Annotated in this window: 21 protein-coding genes, 1 tRNA gene, 2 pseudogenes and 1 riboswitch; of the genes and pseudogenes, 13 read left to right on the forward strand and 11 right to left on the reverse strand. The window is 63.9% G+C overall.

The genetic code is table 11. The features are described from left to right. Nucleotides 1-13 precede the first annotated feature (13 nt). From G6N82_RS05780 to G6N82_RS05790, 3 genes are read left to right on the forward strand one after another with little or no spacing between them, the layout of a single operon-like run. Nucleotides 14-376, forward strand: a complete 363-nt coding sequence (locus G6N82_RS05780; RefSeq protein ID WP_206520306.1) for a DUF6249 domain-containing protein — start codon at nt 14-16, stop codon at nt 374-376. Then, on the forward strand, nt 369-956 hold the full coding sequence (locus G6N82_RS05785; protein WP_165194639.1) for an RNA polymerase sigma factor: 588 nt from the start codon (nt 369-371) through the stop codon (nt 954-956). Before G6N82_RS05780 ends, G6N82_RS05785 begins: the two co-directional genes overlap by 8 nt. Further along, nucleotides 953-1306 carry a DUF5056 domain-containing protein gene (locus tag G6N82_RS05790; protein WP_165194641.1) on the forward strand — a complete coding sequence of 118 codons (354 nt, stop codon included), beginning with the start codon at nt 953-955 and terminating at the stop codon, nt 1304-1306. Before G6N82_RS05785 ends, G6N82_RS05790 begins: the two co-directional genes overlap by 4 nt. Nucleotides 1307-1368: 62 nt before the next feature. On the opposite strand, the gene G6N82_RS05795 is transcribed toward G6N82_RS05790, so the two are convergent. Continuing rightward, nucleotides 1369-1442 (reverse strand) — tRNA-Gly (locus G6N82_RS05795). A 165-nt stretch (nt 1443-1607) separates the two neighbouring features. Between G6N82_RS05795 and G6N82_RS05800 the strand changes: the two genes are divergently transcribed. The 8 genes and pseudogenes from G6N82_RS05800 (at nt 1608) to mmsB (ending at nt 9141) form a co-directional block, all read left to right on the forward strand. Further along, nucleotides 1608-3104: a CoA-acylating methylmalonate-semialdehyde dehydrogenase gene (locus G6N82_RS05800; RefSeq protein WP_165194643.1), complete on the forward strand. Its 1497-nt coding sequence runs from the start codon at nt 1608-1610 to the stop codon at nt 3102-3104. A gap of 75 nt (nt 3105-3179) precedes the next feature. Further along, nucleotides 3180-4160 carry a polysaccharide deacetylase family protein gene (locus G6N82_RS05805; protein ID WP_241255209.1) on the forward strand — a complete coding sequence of 327 codons (981 nt, stop codon included), beginning with the start codon at nt 3180-3182 and terminating at the stop codon, nt 4158-4160. Nucleotides 4161-4184: 24 nt separating this feature from the next. Next, nucleotides 4185-4493: an I78 family peptidase inhibitor gene (locus G6N82_RS05810; protein WP_165194645.1), complete on the forward strand. Its 309-nt coding sequence runs from the start codon at nt 4185-4187 to the stop codon at nt 4491-4493. Then, nucleotides 4493-4879, forward strand: a complete 387-nt coding sequence (locus G6N82_RS05815; RefSeq protein WP_165194648.1) for a RidA family protein — start codon at nt 4493-4495, stop codon at nt 4877-4879. The genes G6N82_RS05810 and G6N82_RS05815 overlap by 1 nt, the downstream gene beginning before the upstream one ends. A gap of 48 nt (nt 4880-4927) precedes the next feature. Next, nucleotides 4928-6074, forward strand: a pseudogene (locus G6N82_RS05820) (acyl-CoA dehydrogenase family protein). Beyond that, a complete protein-coding gene (locus tag G6N82_RS05825) occupies nt 6071-7123 on the forward strand; it encodes an enoyl-CoA hydratase/isomerase family protein (RefSeq protein ID WP_165194651.1) in 1053 nt (350 codons plus the stop codon). Before G6N82_RS05820 ends, G6N82_RS05825 begins: the two are co-directional and overlap by 4 nt. 100 nt (nt 7124-7223) lie before the next feature. Then, the gene (locus tag G6N82_RS05830; protein WP_165194654.1) at nt 7224-8018 is read left to right on the forward strand and encodes an enoyl-CoA hydratase-related protein; all 795 of its coding nucleotides are present in this window, start codon (nt 7224-7226) and stop codon (nt 8016-8018) included. 256 nt (nt 8019-8274) lie between these two features. Beyond that, on the forward strand, nt 8275-9141 hold the full coding sequence (gene mmsB, locus G6N82_RS05835) for a 3-hydroxyisobutyrate dehydrogenase (protein WP_165194657.1): 867 nt from the start codon (nt 8275-8277) through the stop codon (nt 9139-9141). On the opposite strand, the gene G6N82_RS05840 is transcribed toward mmsB, so the two are convergent. Continuing rightward, a complete protein-coding gene (locus G6N82_RS05840) occupies nt 9128-9871 on the reverse strand; it encodes a hypothetical protein (RefSeq protein WP_241255210.1) in 744 nt (247 codons plus the stop codon). The two genes, mmsB and G6N82_RS05840, sit on opposite strands and share 14 nt — an antisense overlap. Nucleotides 9872-9943: 72 nt before the next feature. On the opposite strand from G6N82_RS05840, the gene G6N82_RS05845 reads away from it, so the two are divergent. Next, on the forward strand, nt 9944-10738 hold the full coding sequence (locus G6N82_RS05845; RefSeq protein ID WP_165194662.1) for an NTP transferase domain-containing protein: 795 nt from the start codon (nt 9944-9946) through the stop codon (nt 10736-10738). 15 nt (nt 10739-10753) lie between these two features. After that, on the forward strand, nt 10754-12055 hold the full coding sequence (locus tag G6N82_RS05850; RefSeq protein ID WP_165194664.1) for a lipopolysaccharide biosynthesis protein: 1302 nt from the start codon (nt 10754-10756) through the stop codon (nt 12053-12055). Here the strand turns inward: G6N82_RS05850 and gcvPB are convergent, their stop codons facing one another. From gcvPB to G6N82_RS05895, 9 genes and pseudogenes are all read right to left on the reverse strand, one after another. Next, nucleotides 12056-13624, reverse strand: a complete 1569-nt coding sequence (gcvPB, locus tag G6N82_RS05855) for an aminomethyl-transferring glycine dehydrogenase subunit GcvPB (RefSeq protein WP_165194666.1) — start codon at nt 13622-13624, stop codon at nt 12056-12058. After that, nucleotides 13621-14982: an aminomethyl-transferring glycine dehydrogenase subunit GcvPA gene (gene gcvPA / locus G6N82_RS05860; RefSeq protein WP_165194668.1), complete on the reverse strand. Its 1362-nt coding sequence runs from the start codon at nt 14980-14982 to the stop codon at nt 13621-13623. The genes gcvPB and gcvPA overlap by 4 nt, the downstream gene beginning before the upstream one ends. 22 nt (nt 14983-15004) lie before the next feature. Further along, complete coding sequence (gcvH, locus tag G6N82_RS05865) at nt 15005-15376, reverse strand: glycine cleavage system protein GcvH (protein ID WP_165194670.1); 372 nt, start codon at nt 15374-15376, stop codon at nt 15005-15007. 4 nt (nt 15377-15380) lie between these two features. Next, complete coding sequence (gene gcvT / locus G6N82_RS05870; protein ID WP_241255211.1) at nt 15381-16511, reverse strand: glycine cleavage system aminomethyltransferase GcvT; 1131 nt, start codon at nt 16509-16511, stop codon at nt 15381-15383. Between the two features lie 154 nt (nt 16512-16665). Then, nucleotides 16666-16765, reverse strand: a riboswitch (glycine riboswitch). Nucleotides 16766-16837: 72 nt separating this feature from the next. Further along, entirely contained in the window at nt 16838-17779 is a 942-nt protein-coding gene (locus tag G6N82_RS05875) for a sulfite exporter TauE/SafE family protein (protein ID WP_165194674.1), read from the reverse strand. Further along, a pseudogene (metH, locus tag G6N82_RS05880) lies at nt 17755-20383 on the reverse strand (methionine synthase). The gene G6N82_RS05875 and the pseudogene metH overlap by 25 nt, the downstream one beginning before the upstream one ends. Further along, nucleotides 20383-21432 (reverse strand): homocysteine S-methyltransferase family protein, encoded by a 1050-nt coding sequence (locus tag G6N82_RS05885; protein WP_165194676.1) that lies wholly within the window; start codon nt 21430-21432, stop codon nt 20383-20385. The pseudogene metH and the gene G6N82_RS05885 overlap by 1 nt, the downstream one beginning before the upstream one ends. Next, entirely contained in the window at nt 21432-22358 is a 927-nt protein-coding gene (gene metF, locus G6N82_RS05890) for a methylenetetrahydrofolate reductase (RefSeq protein WP_165194678.1), read from the reverse strand. The genes G6N82_RS05885 and metF overlap by 1 nt, the downstream gene beginning before the upstream one ends. Beyond that, entirely contained in the window at nt 22355-23341 is a 987-nt protein-coding gene (locus tag G6N82_RS05895) for a metalloregulator ArsR/SmtB family transcription factor (RefSeq protein ID WP_165194680.1), read from the reverse strand. The genes metF and G6N82_RS05895 overlap by 4 nt, the downstream gene beginning before the upstream one ends. Between the last annotated feature and the right edge of the window lie 475 nt (nt 23342-23816).

Raw genomic sequence — 23816 nt, forward strand, 5'->3', positions numbered from 1 at the left:
GATGGACTTTGTCATGTTCTTTATTCCCGGCGTGGTCATGCTAACGCCGGTAGCGATCCTGCTGATCTTCCTGCGCTATCGCGCCGAACTGACGAAAGAGCGCTATCGCACGCTCCTGCAGCTTGCGGACAAGGGCATAGAATTGCCGCATGACCTGCTGGTCGAGCCGCATGCTTCCGACGCTGACCGGCGCCGGGCACTTGTCTTGATAGCGGGCGGCATTGGACTGATGGCGATGTTTGTGGCCCTGCCGTTCGAGTTTCACGACGGGCAGCGCCTTGCCAGCCTGTGGGGCCTTGGCCTGTTGCCGCTGATGACAGGCCTTGGCTATTTCGCGAGCTGGTGGCTCAACCGGCGCGATAACATGCGTGGCTGAGCCAGCTGGCTCTCCACTGGGCGCGGCTCAAGTCGATCATGCGTTGGTGGCGCGCGCGCTGCTGACGGATGATCGACGCGCGTTCGAACAACTGGTGCGGCGGCACCAGGGCATGGTGCGCGCCCAGTTGCGGCGCCTGCTTGATGGTGATGAGACCAAGGCCGATGATCTCGCGCAGGAAACCTTCCTGCTGGCATGGCGCAAGCTGCACCAGTTTCGCGGCGAAGCGCGCTTTTCCACCTGGCTTTACCGCATCGCCTATTCCTGCTTTCTGCAGGCCCGTCGAAGCCTGCCCAAGACAGCCCGCGATACACAGGAAAACTCGCTCGACCAGCAGACATCGCCGCGCGCCACGGTCGAACTGCGGCTCGATATCGAGCGCGCCATGCGCCAGCTGTCCGATGCGGAGCAAGTCGTGCTGCTGCATGTCGTACAGCTAGGCCTGAGCCATGATGAAGCCGCCTATGTGCTGGCGATGCCGCTTGGCACCGTCAAATCTCACACGCAGCGCGGCAAGGCCAAGCTGCGCACGCTGCTGGCCGACTGGCAGGCGACACCACAGGAGGAACTTGGGTCATGAGTGACGAAATCGAAGATGCTCTGGACGAACTTCTGCGCGAACAGTTCGCTGGGCCGGTAGCCGACGGCGGATTTAGCCTGTCGGTCATGGAACAGCTTCCCGCCCGGCGGCGACGCAAGGATTGGCCCTTGGCAATCGGGACGCTGGGCGGAGTGGCGACCTGTTGGCTCAGCCTTCGCTCATCCCCAATCGCCTATGCTGGCTGGCAGGACTGGCTTTCGGGCGATCTGTCAGCTTCTGCTGGGGCGCTATTGGTGGCGATCGCGAGCATGGCTGTTCTGGCAATGGCCTGGAGCATCGCCGAGACGGATGACCGGCGCAGCTCTTGGCCTCGACAGACCATTCGATAGGACCAGGGAAACGCGCGATTGCAAGTCGTGCTGACGTTGCGTGCATAAGGTGTACGCGGCGCTGGAGCGGGTGAAGGGAATCGAACCCTCGTCGTCAGCTTGGGAAGCTGCTGCTCTACCATTGAGCTACACCCGCATTGCGGCCGCGCGGCCCTTTGCCGCATTCGCTTGAGGTGGTCAATCAGATAGGTGAAGCCGGGCGGCAGGCGCAGTATGGCGGCGCTTGCAGCCATAGCCGTTGGTTTCGCGCAGAAGCACGGCTAAGGCACCGGGAAAGATTCGGGCAGTTGAGAGGAATAAAATGCGCCAGATTGATCATTTCATTGTTGGCGGTTCGGGCGGAGCCGCTGCCCGCAAGCACCAGGTGTGGAACCCCTCGACCGGCGAAGTACAGGCGGAAGTTGCGCTGGGCGATGCCGCTCTGCTGCAAAAGGCCGTCGAGGCCGCCAAGGCGGCGCAACCGGCCTGGGCGGCGACCAATCCGCAAAAGCGCGCGCGGGTGATGTTCGAATTCAAGCGGCTGGTCGAAGCCAACAAGCAGACGCTGGCCGAGCTGCTCGCGAGCGAGCACGGCAAGGTGGTGGAAGACGCGCATGGCGATATCCAGCGCGGGCTGGAAGTTATCGAATATGCCTGCGGCATCCCGCAGGCGCTGAAGGGAGAATACACGCCAAGTGCTGGCCCCGGCATCGATGTCTATTCGATGCGCGTGCCGCTGGGCATTGGCGCGGGGATTACCCCGTTCAACTTCCCGGCGATGATCCCGATGTGGATGTTCGGCATGGCCTGCGCGGCGGGCAATGCCTTCATCCTCAAGCCGAGCGAGCGCGATCCCAGTGTGCCGGTGCGGCTGGCCGAACTGTTCCTGGAGGCGGGCGCGCCTGAAGGCGTGCTGCAGGTCGTCCATGGCGACAAGGAGATGGTCGATGCGATCCTCGACCATCCCGATATCGCGGCGATCAGCTTCGTCGGCTCATCCGACATTGCGCAGTACATTTACTCGCGCGGGACGGCGAACGCGAAGCGCGTGCAGGCCTTTGGCGGGGCGAAGAACCACGGCATCGTGATGCCCGACGCCGATCTCGACCAGGTGGTCAACGATCTGGCGGGTGCGGCCTTCGGCTCTGCGGGCGAGCGCTGCATGGCGCTGCCGGTGGTGGTGCCGGTGGGCGAGGACACCGCCGACAAGCTGCGTGAAAAGCTGATCCCGGCGATCAACGCGCTGCGGGTGGGCGTGTCCACCGATGCGCAGGCCCATTACGGCCCGGTCGTCACGCCCGAGCACAAGGCCCGCGTCGAGCAGTGGATCACCACCGCCGAGGAAGAGGGCGGCGAGATCGTGATCGACGGGCGCGGCTTCAGCTTGCAGGGTTACGAGAAAGGTTTCTTCATCGGCCCCACGCTGATCGATCGCGTCACCCCGCAGATGAAAAGCTATCAGGAAGAAATCTTCGGCCCCGTGCTGCAGATTGTCCGCGCGAAGGACTTCGAAGACGCGCTGCGCCTTCCCAGCGAGCACCAGTACGGCAACGGTGTCGCGATCTTCACCCGCAACGGCCATGCCGCGCGCGAGTTCGCATCCCGCGTCAATGTCGGCATGGTCGGCATCAACGTGCCGATCCCGGTGCCGGTGGCCTATCACAGCTTTGGCGGATGGAAGCGCAGCGGCTTCGGCGACATCGACCAATACGGCATGGAAGGCCTCAGGTTCTGGACCAGGACCAAGAAGGTCACGCAGCGCTGGCCCGACGGCGGCGGCGACGGCAGCAACGCCTTCATCATCCCGACGATGGGCTAGTATCTTCCGCCCGATTGCCGTTCGCTTCGGGCGCTCTAGACGGGGGCACAGACCTTCCGAGGAGCGAGCGCAGCGATGATGTACGTCCGAACCCTTGCGGTTGCCCTGCTCGCCGCTGCCTTGGCAGTGGTGGCTGCCCCCCTGAGCGCTGCACCCCCAGCCCAGGCGGATGACAAGCGCATTGCGCTCACCTTTGACGATATCCCCCGGCAGGCGGGCGCCTTCTTCACGCCCGAAGAACGGACCGAACGCCTGATCGCCGCTCTGCGTGAAGCGCAGGTCGAGCAGGCCGCCTTCTTCGTCAATCCGGGCCGGCTTGAAACGCCTGACGGCGCCAATGGCGAAGCTCACGTTGCCGCCTATGTCGCGGCGGGCCATGTGATCGCCAACCATTCGCACAGCCATAAGCATCTGAGCAAAAGCACGGCTCTTGAATACCTCGCCGATATCGACCGGGCGGAGCGCTGGCTGGCCGGGCGCGAGGGATACCGCCCGTGGTTCCGCTTTCCCTATCTCGACGAAGGCGCCGACGACAAAGCCAAGCGTGACGCAGTGCGCGCAGGGCTGGCCGCAAGGGGCCTGCGCAACGGTTATGTCACAGCAGACGGGTCCGACTGGCACCTTGAGGCGCTGACCGTCGAGGCCAAGAAGGCGGGGCGCGATATGGATATGAAGGCCCTGCGCAAACTGTACCTGCAATCGCAGCTGAGCGGGGTTGCCTATCACGATGCGCTCGCCCGCCGCACGCTGGGCCGTTCGCCCGCACATGTGCTGCTGCTTCACGAGACCGATCTCGCCGCGCTGTTCCTGGCCGACCTGGTGACCGAGTTGCGCCGCGACGGCTGGACCATCGTCACCGCGGACGAGGCCTATCGCGACGCGATCGGCGAGGCGATGCCCGATGTGCCCTATAGCTGGGGAACCTTGACCGGGGCGATGGCCTGGGAGAAGGATATCGATCCGCCATTGTCGCCTATCTGGATGGGGACATCGATGGTAAGCTGGCTGTTCGAAACGCGCGTGGTCAAGCAGGGTTCATCGCCGCCAGCGCAATAAGAGATCTAATTTGGAAGGGCGAACATGAAAAGGCTTCTGGCACCACTGCTTGCGATTTCACTGGCTGCATGTGGCAGCTATGGCGCCGCCGAAAGCACGCCTGCGCCGCAAGCCCCGCCCGCTGCCGAGCGCGTTTGCGACGCAGCACCGGCGCAATACCACATCGGCCACGACGCTACGGAGCAGATGGGCGCAGCGATCCTCAAGGAAAGCGGCGCACAGACCTTGCGCTGGGGCGCGCCCAATTCGGCCTGGACTATGGACTACCGCCCTGACCGGGTGAACGTGCGCTATGACGACAAGCGCAAGATCATCGAGATCACCTGCGGCTGATGGAGCGGAAGTACGCCACCTCAGGCTCGCCGTTCGAGGCGCAATTCGGCTTTTCGCGGGCCGTGCGGGTCGGCAACCGGATCGTGGTTGCGGGCACCGGCCCGGTCGAGCCGGACGGTTCGACAACGCCCGGGGGAGTGTCCGAACAGGCGGCGCGCTGCTGCGACATCATTGTCGCTGCCATCGAGCAATTGGGCGGTTCGGCCAAGGACGTCGTGCGTACCCGCATGCTGCTGACCGATTCGGCCGATCAGGATGCGGTTGGGGCGGTCCATGCCCGCTATTTCGGCGAGGCCCGGCCCGCAGCAACAATGCTAGGCGTAGCATGGCTTTGTCGACCGGAATGGAAAGTCGAAATCGAGGCAGAAGCAATCCTGCCCGACTAGCGTTTCCGAGGCTTTTCTCTCGCCGCGCGCGAAGCTAGAGCGGGCGCCATGATGAACCAGTTCCAGCTTACCGACGACCAGTTGGCCATCCAGGAGATGGCGCAGCGCTTCACTGCCGACAACATCACGCCTTACGCGGCCGAATGGGACGAAAAGCACCATTTCCCGCGCGACGTGATCCAGCAGACCGGCGAACTCGGCTTCGGCGCGATCTATGTGTCCGAGGAATCGGGCGGGATCAATCTGGGGCGGCTGGAAGCCGCGCTGATCATGGAAGCGATGGCCTATGGCTGCCCCGCTACATCCGCCTATATCTCGATCCACAATATGGCTGCGTGGATGATCGACCGCTTTGGCGGGGCCGAGCTCAAAGCGCGCTATCTGCCGAGGCTGGTGACGATGGAGCACATCGCCAGCTATGCATTGACTGAACCGGGCTCAGGCTCCGACGCGGCAGGGCTCAAGACCAGCGCAGTGCTCGACGGCGACCAATATGTCTTGAACGGCACCAAGCAGTTCATTTCGGGCAGTGGCTTCAACGACATCTATGTCGTGATGGTGCGCACCGGCGAGCACAAGTCAAAGGGCATTACCTGCCTTGTGATCGAGAAAGACACACCCGGCCTGAGCTTCGGCAAGCCGGAAAAGAAGCTTGGCTGGAATGCCTCGCCCACCGCGCAGCTGATCTTCGAGGATTGCCGCGTGCCAGTGGCGAACCGGGTCGGCGCGGAAGGCGAAGGCTTCGGCTTCGCCATGGCCGGGCTCGACGGCGGCCGCCTCAACATCGGCGCGTGCTCGCTGGGCGGGGCGCAGCGGTGCCTGGATGAAGCGATCAAATACACCAAGGAACGCAAGCAGTCTCGACCAGCCGGTGGCCGATTTCCAGAACACGCAATTCATGCTGGCCGACATGGCGACCGAGCTCGAAGCGGCGCGCGCGCTGCTCTACCTCGCGGCGTGCAAGGTCACGGCCAACGCGCCGGACAAGTCGCGCTTTTCCGCAATGGCCAAGCGGCTGGCGACCGACAGCGGATCGAACGTCGTCAACAATGCGCTGCAGCTGTTCGGAGGCTACGGCTACCTACGCGAATATCCGATTGAGCGCTTCTGGCGCGATTTGCGCGTGCATTCGATCCTCGAAGGCACCAATCAGGTCATGCGGATGATCGTGGGACGGGACCTGTTGCGGCAATGACAGACGAAGTGCTGATTTCAACCGACGGCGCGGCGGGCAAGCTCTCGCTCAATCGTCCCAAGGCGCTGCACGCGCTGACGCTCGAGATGTGCCATGCGATGAGCGCGGCATTGAGCGAGTGGGCCAATGACGACGCGGTAAAGGCTGTCATCCTCGACCATGCAGAGGGCCGCGGGTTCTGCGCAGGCGGCGACATCAACCTGCTGCGCGAAAGCGCGCTGAACGATGGCGGCGTGTCGGGCCGCAAGTTCTTTCACGACGAGTATCAGCTCAACCACCAGATGTTCAGCTATGGAAAGCCGATCGTGGCGTTCATGGACGGCATCACCATGGGCGGCGGCGTGGGCATTTCGCAGCCGTGCAAGTTCCGCGTCGCGACTGAGAACACGCGCTTTGCCATGCCCGAAACCGGCATCGGCCTGTTCCCCGATGTCGGCGGCGGCTGGTACCTGTCGCGGCTGGTCGGTCGGCTGGGGCAGTTCCTGGCGCTCACCGGTGCGCGGCTCGACGGGGCGGAATGCCTCTGGGCCGGGATTGCGACGCATTACCTGCCCCATGACAAGCTTGAGGAAGCCAAGGCACGGATCGCCGATCACCCGGATCGGATTTCCGGCATCCTGTCGGAGCTCTCCGTAACCCCGCCCCCGGCGCGGATCGAAGGCAATGCTGACAAGATCGCCAAGCACTTCGCCTCTGACCGCTATGAAGATATCCTGTCCAGCCTTGAAGCAGCCGATACCGATTGGGCCGCGAAGGAACGTGACACGCTGGGCACCAAGTCGCCCCAGACCTGCAAGGTCGCGCTGCGCCAGCTGGCCGAAAGCGCGAAGCTCACCGATTTCGCTGACAATATGCGGATGGAATACCGCATCGCCAGCCGCGTGCTCACCCGCCCCGACTTCGCCGAGGGCGTTCGCGCAGTGATCGTCGACAAGACCGGCGATCCCAAATGGGATCCGCCCACCCCCGAAGGCGTGAGCGAGGAGCTGCTCGATCAGATATTTGCCCCTTTGCCTGAGGGGGAAGAGTGGGTGCCGCTATCAAGTTAGAGACTCATCATTGCGAGCGTAGCGAAGCAATCCAGCTTGCTAACTATCTGGATCGCCACGTCGCCTGCGGCTCCTCGCGATGACGATGCAGGAGAAGAATATGAGTTACGAAACCATCACCGTCGAAAAAGATGCCCACGGCACGAAGGGCGTCACCCTGCTGACGATCAACCGCCCACAGGCATTGAATGCGCTCAACAGCCAGGTGCTGACCGATCTGATCGAGGCCTTTGCCGACTATCAGGCCGATGCCAGCCAGCTGTGCGCGATCCTGACCGGCAGCGGCGACAAGGCCTTTGCCGCGGGCGCGGACATCAAGGAAATGAGCGAGAAGGCCGCGGCCGATTTCTACCTCGACGATTTCTTCGCGCCCTGGACCAGCGAAATCGTGAAGAAGACCCGCAAGCCGTGGATCGCCGCGGTCAATGGCTTTGCGCTGGGCGGCGGGTGCGAGCTCGCCATGATGGCGGACTTCATCATCGCATCGGACAAGGCGAAGTTCGGCCAGCCCGAGATCAAGCTGGGCGTTGCCCCCGGCATGGGCGGCTCGCAGCGGCTGACCCGCGCGATCGGCAAGTCGAAGAGCATGGAAATGTGCCTGACGGGGCGGATGATGGGTGCCGAGGAAGCCGAGCGAAGCAATCTGGTGGCGCGCGTGGTGCCGCATGACGAGCTGATCGCCGAGACGATCAAGACCGCCGCGACCATCGCTGCAATGCCGCCGATGGCGACCATCGCGAACAAGGAAATGGTCAATTCGGCCTTCGAGATGACGCTCGATCAGGGTCTGATCGTCGAACGCCGCATCTTCCAGATCCTGACCGCGAGCGAGGACAAGGCCGAGGGCATGGCGGCCTTTATCGAGAAGCGCGAAGGCCAGTGGAAGGGGCGGTAATGAGCCCGGTCATCTACCCGCTTCTCGGCCTTCTTTTAGGGTTCGTTGGTGGGTGGAGATGGTCGAACGTCCTACCGGGTGCGTTGCTGAGTTTGATTGCCTCATCGGCGTTTGGAGCGACGTTCAGTCTGCCTCCGCAAGTACGGAGCGTCGATTGGCTAGTACTAGCGCTGGGTGTATTGCTGGCAACTTTGACATCATTTTTCGGCACCATTCTTGGGGTGCGTATACGCAGAGCGTGGGATAGGAAAGCCAAATGAAAATCGCATTCATCGGCCTCGGCAATATGGGCGGCGGGATGGCCGCGAACCTGGTCAAAGCCGGGCACCATGTCCGCGCCTTCGACCTGTCCGAGGATGCGCTGGCCCGCGCCAAAGAGGCCGGGTGCGAGACCTTCTCCAACATCCGCGATGCGGTGCGAGACGTGGAAGCGGTCGTCACCATGCTGCCCAATGGCGCGATCGTGAAGAGCGTCTACACCGATGACGTGATCGGCCACACGCCGCATGCCGCAACCCTGATCGATTGTTCGACCATTGACGTCGCGACCGCGCGCGAAGTGGCCGATGCCGCGCACGCAGAAGGCTACAAGATGGTCGATGCGCCGGTTTCGGGCGGGATTGCCGCAGCCAATGCCGGCACGCTGACCTTTATGGTTGGCGGAGAAATCCATGCTTTTGAGGCGGCGGAGCCGATCCTTCAGGCGATGGGCAAGGCGGTGATCCATGCGGGCGGGATCGGCAATGGCCAGGCCGCCAAGATCTGCAACAACATGCTGCTGGCGATCCACATGATCGGCACTTGCGAAGCCTTCCAGATGGCGCAGAAGCTGGGGCTTGATCCGCAGACATTCTATGACATTTCCTCGGTCAGCTCGGGCCAGAACTGGTCGATGACCAGCTATTGCCCCGTGGCCGGGGTCGGGCCGACCACGCCGGCCGACAACGGCTACCAAGGCGGATTTGCCACCGCGTTGATGTTGAAGGATCTGAAGCTGGCGATGGAAGCGGCGCAGGCATCCGGCGCTTCAACCCCGCTCGGGCGCCATGCGGAAGAGCTTTACGACGCCTTTGCCAAGGAAAACGGCGAGCTCGATTTCTCCGCGATCATCAAGACGCTGTGATCTCGTCCAGTATGCGCGCGAGCCATTCGCGCGGAGCCTGACGCCGCCCGATATCGGCGACGAATTCCTGCCCGCGCGCGACACTGCGCAAGCGCCCGCCGCGCAGCCAGCGGGTCGGCACGTCGTGATAGCTCAGCCCGCCGCGTTTCAGCCATTCGGGCCTTTGCCACAACGTCACCGGTCCGCCGGGCACCGTCAGCCGCAATGCGTCCGATGCGCGCGCAGCGACCCGCCCCGGCCCGCGCCATATCACGTCATTCCCGTGGTGCATCGCCAGCGCATGCGGATGCGCGATTTCTAACAGCTCTTGCGGCGCGCCGCCCGCCAGCGGGATAATCTCTTCCACTTCGAGATAACCGAAAATCCGGTGGTGTGGCTCGCCGCCGCCGGCAAAATCCTGAAACAGGCCGAAGAACAGGAACACATCGCCCCGGCCCACGCCCTGCCGTTCAAGATGGGTCTGCGCCGCACCGCATTGGCCGAACAGGCATTCGCCCGCACCCGTGAACATCGGATCATGGTGACACAAATCGTCCGGCCCCAGCCTGCCCCTGCTCGCCCGTGCGGCATGCTCGCCCAGCCCCAAGGCGCCATAAGTGGTGCGCGAGGCAGCGCCCGCGGGGATCGGCAGGCTCAGCGGGCGTTCATCGACGATCGGCGAAGGGCCGCCTCCCGCCGCACTATCGAACCCCTTTCGACTGAAAATGATGCGCATGCCCTTGCCCTGCATGCCCCCTGATCCCAATACAAGCCCATTACAGCCCTTGCACAAAACGCATCGAAGCGTAGGGAACGCCCCGCGATGAAAGTTACAGCCCTGATCATGGCCGGCAAGCGTTCCGGCATCCACGATCCGCTCGCCCAGCGTGCCGGAGTTTCCCAGAAATGCGTCGTGCCGGTGCGCGGCGTGCCGATGATCGAGCGCGTTCTGCGCGAAGTCGCTGCGTGCGACCGGGTCGACGCGATTCACATCGTTGCTCATGACAGCGACGAGATCGAAACGCTGCCCACTGCCAAGGCGTTGCTGGCGGAAGGTCGCCTGCACTTCAAGGAAGGCAAGTTCAACATCGTCGACAGCGTTTTCTCGGGGGCCGAAGGCGCCACCTTCCCGCTGCTGATCACCACTGCCGACAATTGCCTGGTTACCGCCGCGGGCTATGCCGAATTCATCGACAAGGCGCTGGCCGCCAATGCCGGCGGTGCCGCCGCGCTCGCCCGCAAGGAAGACGTGCAGGCAGCCGATCCCGAAGGCCAGAAGAAGTTCTACGAATTCACCGATGGCGGCTATTCCAACTGCAACACCTATTGGATCGGCTCCCGCGAAGCGCTTTCCGCGGCAGAGATCATGCGCGAAGGCGGGCAATTCGTGAAATTCCCGCGCCGCATCGCCAAGGCGTTTGGCTGGATGAACCTGATCCGCTTCTATTTCGGCTGGGGCAGCAAGGAAAAGATCTTCGCGCAGGTCTCGCGCCGCTTCGGCTTCAACATGGTACCGATCGTGATGTCGAACGGGGAATTCGCGATCGACGTCGACAACGAGCGCACCTTCGAAGTTACGGAACGCCTGCTGGCCAAGCGAGAGGCCGCTGCGGGCTAAGCCTGCCGCCGCGCCATGAAACGCCTGCTTCAGAATATCGGCTGGTTGCTTGGGGGCCGCGGCTTCAACGCCCTGCTGAGCCTGCTGTACCTGGCGCTGGCGACACGCACGCTGGGGCTTGATGGCTTCGGTTATTTCGCGCTGATCGTGGCGTTGGGGCAGGCGGTGACTGGCCTCGCCAATTTCCAGACCTGGCAATTCGTGGTGCGCTGGGGTGCCAATGGTGACGGTCCGGCCGATGCCACCGGCTTTGCGATCGCGCTCGACATGTTGTCCGTGGTGCTGGGGACGATCCTGGCTGCCGTGCTGGTGTGGACCGCGCCGCTGTGGCTGCCGCTGCCGCGCGACCTCTTGTGGCTGGCTTTCGGCTATTGCGTGGTCTCCGTCCTGTCGATCCGCAGCACGCCCACTGGCCTGCTGCGCTTGCGCTTCAAGTTCGGCACCTCAACCGCCGCCGAGGCTGTCCAGCCCGCGATCCGGGCGGCGGGAGCGGTGCTGGCTGTGCTGTTCATGCCCAGTGTAGCGGGCTTCATCATGGCATGGGCCGCCGCCGAAGTGGCGGTGGCGCTGGCGCTGTGGTTCGTGGCTGCGCGCAATGAGCGGATCGACCTCTCGCGCATCAGCCTGCGCCATATTCCGCGCGCGCATCCTGACGCCTGGCGGTTCGTGTGGTCGACCAACCTTTCCGGCAGCCTCAATGTCGCGGGCAAGCAGGTGATGATCCTGATGGTTGGATCGCTCGGCGGTGAAGCGCTGGCAGGCGGTTTCCGGGTTGCAAGCCAGCTGGGGCAGGCGCTGGTGCAGCTGGCCCAGACCGTGTCCAAGGCGATCTATCCCGAGCTGGTCCATGCCCGTGACGAGGCGCTCGCCATGGCGCGGCGGATGGCCAATATCGCGCTGATTGGCGGCGCGCTGGCGGTGCTGGTGGCGCTGTTTGCGGGACGCTGGGGCCTCAATTTCGTCGCCGGGCCGGAATTCGAAGGCTTCTATTGGGCGATGGTGATCCTGGCGATCGCGGGTGCGGTCGAGCTGGTCGGGGCCAGCCTTGAATCCTTGCTGGTCGCCGCGGGCAAGGCGCACACCGCCTTTATCGTGCGGGCGCTGCCGACCGTACTGGCGCTGGTGCTACTCGACGCTGCGATCGACTGGAATGGTGCGAAGGGCGCAGCCTTTGCCGTGCTGGGCTCAAGCAGCCTGGCGGTGATCGGCTTTTACGTCGCGATCCTCAACCTGCAGCAGATCCGGATCATGGTCGATCCGGCCGCACAGCCCGATCCTGTCAAGGACCCGGCAGAACCGGCCGTGCAGCGCGACTGATCAACTTTCCGGCGCGTCTTCCCACACCAGCTTAGGCTTGCGTGCCGCCAGCGTCTCGTCCAGCCTCCGGCGCGGCGCGTAATAGGGCGCCTGCTTCATGCTTGCATCGCCCGCCCGCGCCCGCTCCGCCAGCGAGCGGAAGGCAGCGATGAACTGGTCCAGCGCGGCCTTGCTCTCGGTCTCGGTCGGCTCGACCAGCATGGCGCCATGCACCACCAGTGGGAAATACATGGTCATCGGGTGATAGCCTTCGTCGATCAGCGACTTGGCCAGATCCAGCGTGGTCAGTTCGCCGCCAAAGCCTTTGTCGCCAAACAGCGCCTCATGCATGCACGGCCCGCTCGCGGCAAAGGGCGCATCGAGCAGGTCTTCCATGCTGCGCAGGATATAATTGGCGTTGAGCACGGCATCTTCTGCCACCTGCTTCAACCCATCCGCACCGTGGCTGAGGATATAGGTCAGCGCGCGGGTGAACATGCCCATCTGGCCGTGGAACGCCGTCATCCGGCCGAACGCCTGCGAATGGCCGAAGCTGTCCGCGCCCTCTTCCTCGACCAGGTGGACGACGCCGTCTTCGGTCCGCGCGGTAAAGGGTAGCGGGCCGAACGGGCTGAGCGCTTCGGACAGCACCACCGGGCCGGAACCCGGCCCGCCGCCGCCATGCGGGGTGGAGAAGGTCTTGTGCAGGTTGATATGCATCGCATCGACGCCCAGGTCACCCGGGCGTACCTTGCCGACGATGGCGTTGAAGTTGGCACCGTCGCAATAGACGAAGCCGCCCGCTGCATGCACCGCGTCCGAGATCACCTTCATGTCGCGTTCGAACAGCCCGCAAGTGTTGGGATTGGTGATCATCACGGCGGCGACATCGGGCCCAAGCCGTGCCTTGAGCGCCTCCAGGTCGACCCGCCCATCGGCATTGGCGGGGATATTCTCGACCCGATAACCGGCAAAAGCGGCGGTGGCGGGATTGGTGCCATGCGCGCTTTCAGGCACCAGCACCACCTCGCGCGCATCGCCGCGCGCCTCCAGCGCGGCGCGGATGCACAGGATGCCGCACAGTTCGCCATGCGCGCCCGCCTTGGGGCTCATCGCGACGCCATGCATGCCGGTGAGCTTGATCAACCATTCGGCCAGCTCGTTGATGACTTCCAACGCCCCGCGCACGGTCGATTGCGGCTGCAGCGGGTGAACATCGGCAAAGCCCGGCATCCGCGCGACTTTTTCGTTCAGTCGCGGATTGTGCTTCATCGTGCAGCTGCCGAGCGGGAAGAAGCCCAGGTCGATACCGTAATTCTGGCGGCTCAGCCGGGTGTAGTGGCGCACGGTTTCAGGCTCGGTCAGGCCGGGCAGGCCGATCGGTTCCGCCCGTCCCAGTCCGCCCAATCGGCCTGACGAATTCGCGCCTGGTTCCGGCAGGTCGACGCCGGTCACATCCTTGCGGCCGATCTCGAACAGCAACGGTTCTTCCAGCATCAGCGCGCGATTGCCGGTTACCGTTGCGGGGCCCGACTGCCCGCTGGCGGGAGTCATTTCCGGCTTCCAGCCTGATGAATTCGGCGCGTTCATGCCAACACCTCCGCTAGAGCGAGAGCAAAGGTCTCGATATCCTCCTCGCTAGCGGTCTCGGTCACTGCGACCAGCAGGCCTTCGCTCAGGCGCTCGACCCCGGGATAAAGCCGCCCGAGCGAGACCCCGCCCAGCACGCCGCGTTCCGCCAGCCGGTGGACGACCGTGCGCGCGTCCTGGCCCAGCATCAGCGTGAATTCGTTAAAGAAAACGTCATTGAGCACGCGCACTTCCGGCACCTTTGCCAGTCGATCCGCCGCATGGCAGGCCAGCCGGTGGTTTTCCGCCGCCAGGGCGCGCAGGCCCTTCTCGCCCAGCAGCGTCATGTGCACATTGAACGCCAGCGCGCACAGGCCCGAATTGGTGCAGATATTGCTCGTCGCTTTCTCGCGGCGGATATGCTGTTCGCGGGTGGACAGCGTCAGCACGAAACCGCGCTTGCCCTCTGCGTCCACGGTTTCGCCGCACAGCCGCCCCGGCATCTGGCGGACATGCTTGGGATCGCGCACCGCGAACAGGCCGAGGTACGGCCCGCCGAATTGCAGCCCGACCCCGATCGACTGCCCTTCGCCCACAACGATATCCGCGCCCATTTCGCCCGGCGATTTGATCGCGCCCAGCGCCACCGGTTCGGTGTTTACCACCACCAGCAGCGCGCCTTTGGCATGCGCAGCTTCGGCGATTTCGGAAAGGTCCGTGATCCGGCCCAGGATATCGGGATATTGCACCACGACGCAGCTGGTTTCTTCGTCGATCCGCGCGATCAGCCCGGCATTGTCGGGCGCCGGCTGGATCGCCGGCTCGGCGTGGGCGATCTCGTCGTCGGTGAACTTTGCCATGGTGCGCACCACCTCGGCGTAATGAGGGTGGAGTGCGCCCGACAGGACCACGCGCTTGCGGCGGGTGACCCGGCCCGCCATCGCCACCGCTTCCCAGCACGCGGTCGAGCCATCGTACATCGAAGCATTGGCGACCGCGCAGCCATAGAGCCGCGCCACCTGCGTCTGGAATTCGAACAACATCTGCAGCGTGCCCTGCGCGATTTCGGGCTGGTACGGCGTGTAGGCGGTCAGGAATTCGCCGCGCTGGATGATGTGGTCGACGCTGGCGGGCACGTGGTGACGATAGGCGCCCGCCCCGATGAAGAAGGGTGCGTCACCTGCGCTGAGGTTCTTGTTCGACAGCGCGCGCATATGGCGCTCGACCGCCATCTCGCTGGCATGCAGCGGCAGGTCGCGGATCGGGCCATCGAGCCGCGCCTCAACCGGAACGTCGACAAACAAATCATCGATCGATTGCACGCCGATCCGGCTGAGCATTGCGCCTCGGTCGGTATTGGTCAGGGGCAGGTAACGCATCTATTCAGTTCTCGCTTGCAGGTCAGAGGCTGTCGACAAACGCCTTGTAGGCTTTCTCGTCCATCAGCCCTTCCAGCTCGTCCTTGTCGCCGACGGTCATGCGGAAGAACCAGCCGTCGCCTTCGGGATCGGTGTTCACCAGCGCCGGGTCTTCTTCGAGGTTCTCGTTGGTTTCGATCACCTTGCCGCTGATCGGCGCATAGACGTCGCTCGCGGCCTTGACGCTTTCGACCACTGCGGCGTCCCCGCCCTGGTCAACATTGGTGCCGACAGCGGGCAATTCCACGAACACAATGTCGCCCAGCTGTTCCTGCGCGTAATCGGTAATGCCGACCGTGGCGGTTTCGCCTTCGACATCGATCCATTCATGTTCATCGGTGAAGTAACGCGGCATCAGATCAGCTCCCTCGATAATAGCGGTGTGGAACAAAAGGCATGGGTGTGACGGTGGCGGCAAGGCGCTTGCCTCGAACCTCGATTTCCAGCGCATTGCCCGCTTCGGCATGGGCTGCATCGACATAGGCCATGGCGATGGGGTGGCCCAGCGTGGGCGAGAAGCCGCCGCTGGTGACCGTGCCTACCTTGGCTGTGCCGGAATACACTTCCGCGCCTTCGCGTGCAGGCAAGCGGCCTTCAAGCGACAGCCCGACCCAGCGGCGCGCGGTGCCTTCGGCGATCTCGCGCAGGATCCGCTCCGCACCCGGGAAACCGCCGTCGCTGCGGCGGCGCTTGTTGATGCCGAACACCAGCCCCGCTTCGATCGGCGAAGTTTCGGGCGAAAGGTCATGCCCATAGAGCGGCAAGCCAGCCTCCATCCGCAAGCTGTCGCGCGCACCGAGGCCGATCGGTTTCACTTCGGGCTCGCCGCACAGCAGCGTCGCGATTTCAGTGACGCCAGTTGCAGGCAGCGAGATTTCGAAACCATCCTCGCCGGTGTAGCCGGCGCGGGCGATGGTCACATCATGCCCGGCGATCTGGAACCGACCGAACCGCATGAAGGTCAGCGCCGAGAGCGGGTATTCGCCCGTCGCATGGCGGGCGAGCGCTTCGGCCGCCTTGGGCCCCTGCAAGGCCAGCAGCGCCTGTTCGTCGAGGTGATTGAGGGTAATTGCGTCGGGGAGGTATTCGCGCAAATGCCCGATATCGTCCCACTTGGTCGCGCCATTGACCACGAGGTAGAGCGCCTCGGGCCAGCGCGAGACCATGAGGTCGTCAAGCACCCCGCCCTCTTCATCGAGCAACAGGGAATAGCGCTGCTGGCCTACTTTCAGGGTGGCAAGATCGATCGGCAGGACAGCCTCGACTGCGGCATCCAGATCGGGGCCGGAGAGCAGCAGCTGGCCCATGTGGCTGACATCGAACAGGCCCGCACTGGTGCGCGTCCAATCGTGCTCGGCGACGATGCCCTCATATTGGATCGGCATTTCATAGCCGGCGAAAGGCACCATCCGGGCGCCGCGCGCGCGATGCCAACCGTCAAGCGGCAGCTTTTCCAGCGGCAATTCCTCGATGATGTCTTCGTCGCTCAAATCAGTCGTCCCCGCACAGAAGGCGCAAGGCTCCGCCACGAAGCCCTGATCCATACCCCCTCTGTCGGGTTTACCTGAGAGCTTAGCCGGATCGATATCCAGCCTTCCCCTTCGGTGGTCCCTGCCAGCCGCAGAAACGCTTTCCAGAGTGCTGACACGCGCTGCGGTCCATTTGCCTGAGAGTTTCCGGGGCGGTTGCTCCTTCGGCGTCGTTTGGCCTTGTGAGCCGCACGAACTCTCCCGCTGGCGCGCCTGCAGAATCGCTTCCACAGCAGCCCCTTCGCCTTGCGCGATCCGGATTGCCCGGTCAATCGGCCAAGGCGCGGCTAGCCCCAGTTAAGCCACAGAAGGTAGATCGCCGAAAGCACGATCCAGCTCCCGTCGAGCGTCTTGAGGCGCCTGGCCCCCAGCCACAGCGCGATCGGCCGGGCCAGGAAACCGCCCAGCGCCGCCGCCGGACCGGCGAGCAGGACGACCTCCCACTGGATCGTCCCGGCCTCCAAATGCCAGATCACCCCGCTCAAGACGCTGATCGAGGAAATCAGGCAGGCCGCCCCGGTGCACAGCAGCACCGGATAGTGGCGGATGAACAGGTAGAGCGCGACCAGTTCGCCGATCCCGACCGAAAACAGCGCGGTGATCGCCCCGCCGGGAATGGCGATCAGCAAGAGCACGATCAGGTCGACCCGTTCGAGCCGCTCTTTCTCCGGCCGGGCAAGGTTGACCGTCCAGGTGCTGGCGATCAGCGCAATCCCCAGCATGATCGAGAAGCCCTTGTAGGCGAACAGCACGTCCTGCTGGTCGAACTGGGTGAATCGCTGGGTCCACAGCATGGCGGGGAGCGACAGCGCCAACACCGCGAAAGCGACGGTAAAGAAATCGCGCGGGCGGACCCGGGCGTGGAGCGGCTCGGGCGCGGGCTGGTGGTAGAGCCGGTCGGTCCAGCGCAGCGCGCCCATGGTCATGCCGAAGCTCTGGATCGCCATCGACACGCCGACCACCTCCAGCGGCGACAGCGTCATCACCCCGTGTTCGCGCAGGGCGTTGAACACCGGCACGAACACCACCCCGCCACCAGTGCCCGAGGTGTTGGCGATGATCGCCCCAATCACCCCGACGCCGGGCAGGAACCAGAGCTGGCGCAGCAAGTCGGCATCGACCGCCACAGTGGCCCACAGCACAGCGTAGGCGGCCAGCAGCGCCGCGCCGCCCCACCATACCAGCCGCCCCGGGGGCAGCGCGCTCAGTCGAGATTCGGGCGCAGCCATCGTTCGGCCGTTGCCAGATCGACCCCGCGCCGTCGCGCATAATCTTCCAGCTGGTCGCGCCCGATCCGGGCCACGCCGAAATACTGGCTTTCAGGATGCCCGAAATAGAATCCGCTGACCGCCGCCGTGGGCCACATCGCGAAATTCTCGGTCAGCGTCAGCCCGGCATTGGCGGGCGCATCGAGCAGTTCGAACAGGATCGGCTTCAGCGAGTGGTCGGGGCACGCGGGATAGCCCGGTGCGGGGCGGATGCCGCGATATTGCTCCTTGATCAGCGCCTCATTAGTCAGCTGCTCGTCGGGCGCATAGCCCCACAGATCGGTGCGGGTGTGCTGATGCAGCCGCTCAGCGAACGCCTCGGCAAAACGATCCGCCAGCGCTTTCAGCAGGATGTCCGAATAATCGTCCTTGTCGGCTAGGAATTTCGCCGAATGCGGTTCGATCCCGTGGATGCCGACTGCGAAGCCGCCGATCCAGTCGCCCGCCGGATCGATGAAGTCCGCCAGGCACATATTGGCCCGGTCGCGGCTTTTCTTCACCTGCTGGCGCAGGAAGGGGGAGCACGACATGGCGTTCCTCCTCGACCAGGTGGATCGTCACGTCGTCACTGTCGCGCGCGCAAGGCCAGAAGCCCGCCACGCCGCGCGCGGTCAGCCATTTCTCCGCCACGATCCGGTCGAGCATGGCATCGGCATCGGCCTTTAGCTGCCGCGCGGTTTCGCCCACCACTTCGTCATCGAGGATCGCGGGATAGGTGCCATGCAGTTCCCACGCGCGAAAGAACGGCGTCCAGTCGATGTATTCGCGCAAATCCGCGAGGTCCCAATCGTCGAACACATGCACGCCCGGTTTGAGCGGCGGGGCAGGCTTGTCGCTAAGATAGGCGTCGTAATAGTTCGCGCGTGCTTCCTCGAGGCTGAGCAGCACGCTTTGCGCCTTGCCTTCGCGCGCGTCGCGGATGTGGGCATATTCGCCAGCGGTGGTCTCGACGAATTCGTCACGCTGGGTGTCAGACAACAGGCGGCTGGCAACGCCAACTGCGCGGCTCGCGTCGAGCACGTGGATCACCGGGCCGGGATATGCCGGATCGATCTTGAGCGCGGTGTGGACCTTGCTGGTGGTCGCCCCGCCGATCAGCAGCGGCATGGTGAAGCCCGCGCGGCTCATTTCCTCGGCCACGGTCACCATCTCGTCGAGCGAGGGCGTGATCAGGCCCGACAGCCCGATCATGTCCGCCTGGTTATCGTTCGCGCATTTGAGGATGTCCTGCCATGGCACCATCACGCCGAGATCGATAACCTCGTAACCATTACATTGCAGCACTACGCCAACGATGTTCTTGCCGATATCGTGGACGTCGCCCTTCACGGTCGCCATCACGATCTTGCCTTTGGCCTTGCGCTCTTCCTCGGGCAGCAGGTCCTTCTCCGCCTCGATGAAGGGGATGAGATGGGCGACTGCCTTCTTCATCACCCGCGCGCTCTTGACCACCTGCGGCAGGAACATCTTGCCGCTGCCGAACAGGTCACCGACGACATTCATCCCGTCCATCAGCGGGCCTTCGATCACTTCGATCGGGCGACCGCCATTGGCGGCAAGCGCGGCGCGCGCTTCCTCGGTATCCTCGACCACATGCGCGTCAATGCCCTTGACCAGCGCATGCTCGAGCCGCTTCTCGACCGGCCAGCCGCGCCATTCCTCGGCTTCCTTCTCGGCCTTGGGGTCGATCCCCTTGTAGCTTTCGGCGAGTGCGATCAGCCGCTCCGTGGCGTCCGGGCGGCGCATCAGGATCACGTCTTCGCACGCCTCGCGCAGCGCGGGGTCGATATCGTCATAGATGTCGAGCTGGCCCGCATTGACGATCGCCATGTCGAGCCCGGCGGGGATCGCGTGATAGAGGAACACCGAATGCATCGCGCGGCGCACGGTCTCGTTGCCGCGGAAGCTGAAGCTGAGGTTTGACAGCCCGCCCGAAGTCTTCGCATGCGGGCATTGCGCCTTGATCTCGCGCACAGCCTCGATGAAATCGAGGCCATAGCGGTCATGCTCCTCAATCCCGGTCGCGACCGCGAAGATATTGGGATCGAAGATGATGTCTTCAGGCGGAAAACCGATCCCGGTCAGGAGCTTATAGGCGCGGGTACATATCTCGACCTTGCGCTCCCTGGTGTCCGCCTGCCCGGTCTCGTCGAACGCCATGACGACAGCCGCCGCACCGTAAAGCATGCACAGCCGCGCATGACGCAGGAATTCTTCCTCGCCTTCCTTCATGCTGATCGAATTGACGATCGGCTTGCCCGAGACGCACTTCAGCCCCGCTTCGATCACGCTCCATTTCGAGCTGTCGATCATCACCGGCACGCGCGCGATATCGGGTTCAGCGGCGATCAGCTTGAGGAAGGTGGTCATCGCCAGCTCGGCGTCGAGCAGGCCTTCGTCCATGTTGACGTCGATCACCTGCGCGCCGTTTTCGACCTGCTGGCGCGCGACTTCGACCGCGCGGGCATAGTCGCCCGCCATGATCAGCTTCTTGAACGCGGCTGAGCCGGTCACATTGGTGCGTTCGCCGATATTGACGAAACGGGCGGTCATTCTGTCAGTCATCAGGCGGCAATCGTGAAGGGTTCAAGTCCGGCGAGGCGCATGTCGGGGGCGAGGGTTGGCACAGGGCGCGGCGCGCAGCCTTCGACCGCCTTTGCCACCGCGGCGATGTGTTGAGGCGTCGAACCGCAGCACCCACCCAGAATGTTGACCTTGCCGCCTTCGGCCCATTGCTTGACCAGAGCTGCGGTGGTTTCGGGCAACTCATCATATTCGCCGAGCTCGTTGGGCAGGCCGGCGTTGGGGTAGGCCATCAGCAGCGCGTCGGCGATCCCGCTGAGCAATTGCACATGCGGGCGCAGCTGGTCCGCGCCGAAGCTGCAGTTGAGCCCGATCGTCACCGGCTTCGCGTGGCGCACCGCATACCAGAAGGCCTCAACCGTGTGGCCGGACAGGTTCCGGCCCGACAGGTCTGTCAGCGTGAGCGAGATCATCAGCGGGATTGCCTCGCCTTGCTCGGCCTCCAGCTCCTTCACCGCCATGATCGCGGCCTTGCAATTGAGCGTGTCGAACACCGTTTCGATCAGGATGAAGTCCGCCCCGCCTTCGATCAGTGCAGCAGCCTGCTCGCGATAGACCTCTTTCACTTCGTCGAAAGTGACTTCGCGATAGCCCGGGTCTTCGACATTGGGCGAGAGTGACAGCGTCTTGTTGGTCGGCCCCATCGCGCCACACACGAAGCGCGGCTTGCCATCTTTCGCCGTCGCATCGGCGCATGCCTCGCGGATGATCTTCGCGGCTGAGACATTGATCTCGCGGACCAGGTGCTCGGCGCCGTAATCGGCCTGGCTGATGCGGTTGGCGTTGAAGGTGTTAGTGGCCAGCACCGTGGCGCCCGCCGCAATATAGCTGTCGCAGATCGCCCGGATCACCTGCGGCTGAGTCAGGTTCACAAGGTCATTATTGCCCTTCTGGTCCTGCGCCAGCCCGGTCTCTCCGGCATAATCCGCCGCGCCGAGCTTCGCATTCTGGATCGCCGTGCCATAGGGCCCATCCTTGATCAGGATAGCCTTCGCAGCGGCCTCAATCAGTCTTTCACGTGCGCTCCCCATCACAGACCTGCCTTCGGGCGCATGCCCAGCATATGGCAGATCGCGTAACTCAGTTCGGCCCGGTTGAGCGTATAGAAATGGAACTGGCGCACACCGCCCGCATAGAGCCGGCGGCACAGTTCGGCCGCGATGGTCGCACTCACCAGCTGGCGCGCTTCCGGGCGCTCGTCGAGCCCTTCGAACAGCCCCTCCATCCAGGCCGGGATAGCGGTGCCGCACAGCCCGCTCATGCGTTGGACCGCCGCGAAGCTCAGCACTGGCATTACGCCGGGCACGATCTCGCCGTTGATCCCGGCGGCTGCGGCCTTGTCGCGGAATTCGAAGAAACAGCGCGTGTTGAAGAAGAACTGGGTGATCGCGCGGGTCGCCCCGGCGTCGAACTTGGCCTTCAGATTGTCGAGATCGGCCTGCGCGTCGGGGCTGTCCGGGTGAACTTCGGGATAGGCCGCTACCGAAATCTCGAAGTCGGCCACTTCTTTTAGGCCCGCGATCAGTTCCACCGCATTGGCATAGCCGCCCGGATGCGGGGTGAACTTGCCGCTGCCATCGGGCGGATCGCCGCGTAGCGCGACGATGTGGCGAATGCCCTCTTCCCAATAACGCCGCGCGACTTCGTTGACCTCTTCCTTGGTCGCCGCAACGCAGGTGAGGTGCGCCGCAGCGGGAATGCCCGCTTCGTTCTGGATGCGTACGACCTGCTGGTGCGTCCGTTCACGCGTGGAGCCGCCAGCTCCATAAGTGACGGAGACGAAACGCGGGTCGAGCGGCTTCAGGGTCTCGACACTCTGCCACAGTGTCTCGCCCATCTTCTCGGTCTTGGGCGGGAAGAATTCGAACGATACCTCGATATCGCCCGGCAGCCCCTTGAACAGCGGGCTGTCGAGCGCGGTGCGCGCTTCCTGCATCTGGTCGAGGGTGGGGCTCATGCCCGTTGCTCCTTAAGCGTGGTTGCGGGGGCCTTGTCGCGGCGCTGGCCAAGCCAGATCTTCACCACCAGCTCACCCCCTTCGAGCGCGATCGGAGCAGCGGCGCTGAAGCCAGCCTCGCGCAGCAGGTCGCGCATTTGCCGGTCCGAAAAGCCGAGCCGTGCGTGGGCGTGGCGTTCGCGCAACTCCTCGCGGCCATGCGCGGCGAAATCGACGATCGCGATGCGCCCGCCAGGGCGGGTGACGCGGGCAGCCTCCTGCAGCGCCACCTCGGGCAACTGCGCGAAATGGAGTACCTGGTGCAGCACCACCGTATCGAAAAGGGCTTCGGCAAAGGGCAGGTCGGTGAAGTCGCCTTGCACCAGTTCGATCTTGCCCGCGGGCAAATGCTGCAGCCTGGCGCGCGCCAGCTTCAGCATCTCAAGGCTCTTGTCGAGCGCGACGATGCTGGCCGCGTCATCCGCGAGCAGTTCCGCAATCCGGCCGGTGCCAGTGCCGATATCGAGCACATGGCCCAGCCCGCCATGGCCAAGCGCATCCAGGAGTTCCTGCTCGACCTGCTCGTCGGCGCTGTGCAAGCGCCGCAACTCGTCCCATTCGCCGGCATGGCGCTGGAACCAGGCCTGCGCCGCCTCTTCGCGCGCGGCCCGTATGGCGGAAAGCTTGCGCCGGTCTTCAAGGCATTGCCGGGCGAAACCTTCGTCTTCGCGCTCAGCCGTGGCGAGCAGATGAATCACAGCGCCGATCAATGGCACTTCGCCATCGGCCTGGCTGGCGGCATGCAGGAACACCCAGCTGCCTTCGCGGCGGCGTTCGGCAAGGCCTGCGTCGCACAGGATACCGACATGGCGCGAAACGCGCGGCTGGCTTTGCCCAAGCACCTGCGCTAACTCCCCCACAGCCAGCTCCATCGCCGCCAGCAAGCGCATGATGCGCAGGCGTGTTGGATCGGCCAAGGCCTTGAGGATCGTTTCGACGTTCATTGCGAAAGGAGGATATAAAGATATTTTTATATCTGTAAATCGCTAGCGAGCACGAACTGTCTATCGGCGCACCGCAGGTGCTCCCGGTCGTCGGCCGATTTCACAAGTTTTGCCGGCGAGGTGGTGCCGCTTACGTGACTCGAACACGTGACCCCATCATTACGAATTTAGCGCATTACGCGCAGATTACCTATAAATCTCATTATGTTAACTGCACTCAAAGCCTCCGCCTTCGCACCGACCCACGAACAACCCAAAGTGCGTTAGCGCTGCCCTGGGAGCGTTGGCTGCTGAAGGCGCATAACTTCAGTGCGGCTTCGTAGGGCGACCTCAGCCAGACCTCAGCGAGCGGCTGGTTTTGGGAGGCGCAGAGGCGATCTCTCGCGACCGCAGCTGGGTGGGAAGCGGACACCATAAAGTCGATCGAAATCTGTGGTAATTTGCCGTTCGGGCCCCATATCCAGACTATCGCAAG

This window comes from Altererythrobacter sp. BO-6 (genome assembly GCF_011047315.1).
Lineage (GTDB): Bacteria > Pseudomonadota > Alphaproteobacteria > Sphingomonadales > Sphingomonadaceae > Erythrobacter.